At 67.7% G+C, this 3,660-nt stretch carries 3 protein-coding genes and 1 pseudogene; 3 read left to right on the forward strand and 1 reads right to left on the reverse strand.

Going from position 1 to position 3,660, the window contains the following annotated elements; all coding sequences use genetic code 11:
* A pseudogene (locus tag DBR22_RS17510) lies at positions 1–481 on the reverse strand (PrsW family intramembrane metalloprotease); the annotation flags it as partial.
* A 100-nt stretch (positions 482–581) separates the two neighbouring features.
* On the opposite strand from DBR22_RS17510, the gene pyrR reads away from it, so the two are divergent.
* The 3 genes from pyrR to DBR22_RS17525 are packed head-to-tail and all read left to right on the forward strand — an operon-like array spanning position 582 to position 3,558.
* On the forward strand, positions 582–1,169 hold the full coding sequence (gene pyrR, locus DBR22_RS17515; RefSeq protein WP_108600072.1) for a bifunctional pyr operon transcriptional regulator/uracil phosphoribosyltransferase PyrR: 588 nt from the start codon (positions 582–584) through the stop codon (positions 1,167–1,169).
* The gene (locus DBR22_RS17520; protein WP_108600073.1) at positions 1,166–2,206 is read left to right on the forward strand and encodes an aspartate carbamoyltransferase catalytic subunit; all 1,041 of its coding nucleotides are present in this window, start codon (positions 1,166–1,168) and stop codon (positions 2,204–2,206) included. The genes pyrR and DBR22_RS17520 overlap by 4 nt, the downstream gene beginning before the upstream one ends.
* On the forward strand, positions 2,206–3,558 hold the full coding sequence (locus DBR22_RS17525) for a dihydroorotase (RefSeq protein WP_108600074.1): 1,353 nt from the start codon (positions 2,206–2,208) through the stop codon (positions 3,556–3,558). Before DBR22_RS17520 ends, DBR22_RS17525 begins: the two co-directional genes overlap by 1 nt.
* The last annotated feature ends 102 nt before the right edge of the window (positions 3,559–3,660 follow it).

The following is a 3,660-nucleotide window of genomic DNA, read 5'->3' on the forward strand; positions in this document are numbered from 1 at the left end:
GGGTGACCGCGACTGAGACGGCCGCACCCCAGGTAAAGGCGAAAAACAGGAGCCGCTTGGGTTCCGGTTCCCACCGGTCAATGGCGTGGACGGTCAGGAGCACGGCGGTCAGCGGGATCAGCGAGACGACGAAACCCACCGCGAACCCGCTGACCCCGGTGTTGGCCAGCAGGAAAGGCACCACCAGGAACAGGCTCAGGAACACCAGGGCGGCACCGCCCACCATCAGCGTCAGGCCGGCCGAGCGCATGCCGCCGCCCCGACCGCCTGCACCCACCAGCGCGGGGCCCACGGAGGGAAGGGGAGTGCCGGCATGGCCAGGTGCCGGGCGGTAATACTCCGGCTCCACCCGGCCCATCCAGCTGGGATTGGCCTGCCCGGGAAAATAAGCCTGTGATTCTGCTGACAGGCCCGGCTGGCCAGGACGTTGGCCCGCGTGGCCGGCCTCGCCGGAATCGGGCGCGTGAGGGTGCATGGACATACTGGAAAGCCTATTGCGCCACCGCCGGTGTGGTAATTTTGAAACGCAAATGATCCTTTTTTAATTCCGTCCCGTGAGGCGGGGAAAGGGGAGACAAGAGTTGACTGCTGTCACCAGCGCACCGGTTCCAGCCAGGGTTGTCCTCAACCAGGCGGATATTGACCGTGCACTCACTCGAATCGCCCATGAGATCCTTGAGGCCAACAAAGGGTCCAAAGACCTGGTCCTGCTGGGCATCCCCCGCCGCGGTTACCCGCTGGCAGTCCGGTTGGCACAAAAGATCGCCGCCGCTGATCCCACCGTTGACGCCGCGGCCATCGTCGGCCAGTTGGATGTCACCATGTTCCGCGACGACCTGTCCCACCAGCCCACCAGGCCGCCGCTGCCCACCCAGCTGCCCAGGACCGGGATCGACAACAAAGTCGTGGTCCTCATTGATGACGTCCTCTACTCCGGCCGCACCATCCGTGCCGCCCTTGATGCACTGATCGACCTCGGCCGGCCGCGGATTGTCCGGCTGGCCGTCCTGATCGACCGCGGCCACCGCGAGCTCCCCATCAGGGCCGATCACGTGGGGAAGAACCTGCCCACCTCGTCCGCCGAGAAAGTCCGCGTCCGCCTCGCCGAGACCGACACCGATGACAACGGCACTGCCATCAACGAAGTGGTCATTGAGGGCGGCGCGTGAAACACCTGCTTTCCACCGAAGACCTCAGCCTGGCCAACGCCGTGCGCATCCTCGACACCGCCGAAGAGATGGCCGCAGTAGGGGACCGCGAAGTCAAGAAGCTCCCGGCCCTGCGCGGGCGCACCGTGGTGAACCTGTTCTTCGAGGACTCAACCCGCACCCGTATCTCCTTCGAAGCTGCAGCGAAGCGGCTCTCCGCCGACGTCATCAACTTCGCCGCGAAGGGCTCCTCGGTCTCCAAGGGCGAGTCCCTCAAGGACACTGCCCAGACGCTGGCAGCGATGGGGGCTGACGCCGTCGTGATCCGCCACTGGGCTTCAGGGGCCCCGCACCGGCTGGCAGCCACCGACTGGATCGACGCCGCAGTCATCAACGCCGGCGACGGCACGCACGAGCACCCCACGCAGGCCTTGCTGGACGCCTTCACCATGCGCCGGCACTGGTCCAGACTCGCCGGGAACGGATCCATCGGCGCGGACCTGACCGGAATGCGCGTTGCCATCGCCGGTGACGTCCTGCACTCCCGCGTTGCACGTTCGAACGTCTGGCTGCTGCGCACGCTCGGCGCGGAAGTCACCCTTGTGGCGCCGCCCACGCTGCTGCCCATCGGCGTCGAACAGTGGCCGTGCAAGGTCAGCTACAACCTGGACGAAACCCTTGAACAGGGGGTGGATGCCGTGATGATGCTGCGGGTCCAGGGCGAGCGGATGAACGCCTCGTTCTTCCCGTCCACCCGCGAATACTCCAGGCGCTGGGGTTTCGATGACAACCGGCTCCGGACCCTGGACAGCCTGGGGCTGAAGGACACCATCATCATGCATCCGGGCCCCATGAACCGGGGCCTGGAAATTTCCGCCGCCGCCGCCGACTCGCCCCGTTCCACCGTGCTCGCGCAGGTACGCAACGGCGTGTCGGTCCGGATGGCCGCCCTGTACCTGCTGCTCTCCGGGGACACCCGCGAACCAGCCGCCACCGCGGGCGCTGCCCGCACCACTGCAGCCAACGCGAACGCCCATTCCACCAAGGAGAGCCACTGATGGCAGAGAACAACGGAACCTACCTGATCCGGGGTGCGGCAGTCCTGGGCTCCGAAGCCGAGGACCTGCTGATCCGTGACGGCGTCATTGCCGCCCGGGGGACCGGCGCAGCAACCAGCCCTGACGCGGCCGGCGCCACGGTGATTGAGGCTGCGGGCCTGGTGGCCCTGCCAGGCATGGTGGACGTACATACCCACCTGCGCGAACCCGGCCGCGAGGACGCCGAAACCGTGGAGACCGGCACCCGTGCCGCTGCCCTGGGCGGCTACACCGCCGTGCACGCCATGGCCAACAGCACGCCGGTGGCGGACACCGCCGGTGTGGTGGAACAGGTCTTCAGCCTGGGCCGCGCAGCCGGTTGGGTGGATGTCCGCCCGGTCGGCGCCGTGACGGTGGGCCTTGCGGGGGAGCAGCTCGCAGAGCTCGGCGCCATGGCCGACTCCCGCGCCCGGGTCCGGATGTTCTCCGACGACGGCATCTGCGTCCACGATCCGGTGCTGATGCGCCGTGCGCTGGAATACGTCAAGGCGTTCGACGGCGTCGTGGCCCAGCACGCGCAGGAACCGCGGCTCACGGCTGGGGCACAGATGAACGAGGGCGAGGTGTCCGCAGTCCTGGGTCTCACCGGCTGGCCGGCCGTTGCTGAGGAAAGCATCATCGCCCGGGATGTCCTGTTGGCCCAGCACGTGAACTCCCGCCTGCACGTCTGCCACGTTTCCACCGCCGGCTCGGTGGAAATCATCCGCTGGGCGAAGCAGCGCGGCATCAACGTCACCGCCGAAGTTACCCCGCACCACCTGCTGCTCACGGACAACCTCGTCCGCAGCTACAACCCCGTCTACAAGGTCAACCCGCCGCTGCGGACGGACGCTGACGTCCAGGCCCTCCGGGCAGGCCTGGCCGACGGCACCATCGACGTGGTGGGCACTGACCACGCCCCGCACCCCAGCGAGCACAAGGAATGCGAATGGGCGCAGGCGGCGATGGGCATGACCGGGCTGGAAACGGCGTTGTCTGTGGTCCAGCACGCCATGATTGAGACCGGCCTCATGACCTGGGCCGACTTCGCCCGGGTGACCTCCACCGCGGCGGCGCAGATCGGCAGGCTGTCCGATCAGGGCCGCCCCCTCGAAGCCGGCGAGCCCGCCAACATCATCCTTGTGGACCCCGCGGCCCGCTGGACAGTGGATCCTGAGAAAATGGCCACGATGGGCCGGAACTCCCCGTTCGCCGGGCTGGAGCTGCCGGGCAAGGTGGTGGCCACGTTCTACAAGGGCCACCCCACCGTCCTGGACGGCAAGCTCAACACCCCCTACCGGCACCCGGCCGAGTCAACGGCAGGCGCCGCCTGATGAACAACCAGACCCTCACTTTGGTCATCACCCTGGCGCTGGTCGCCGTCGCTCTGGTCCTGATCGGGATCGGCTGGCGCAACCGCCTCAGGCGGCAGGCCG

Source organism: Arthrobacter sp. HMWF013 (assembly GCF_003061105.1).
In the GTDB taxonomy this organism is placed as follows: Bacteria; Actinomycetota; Actinomycetes; order Actinomycetales; family Micrococcaceae; genus Arthrobacter.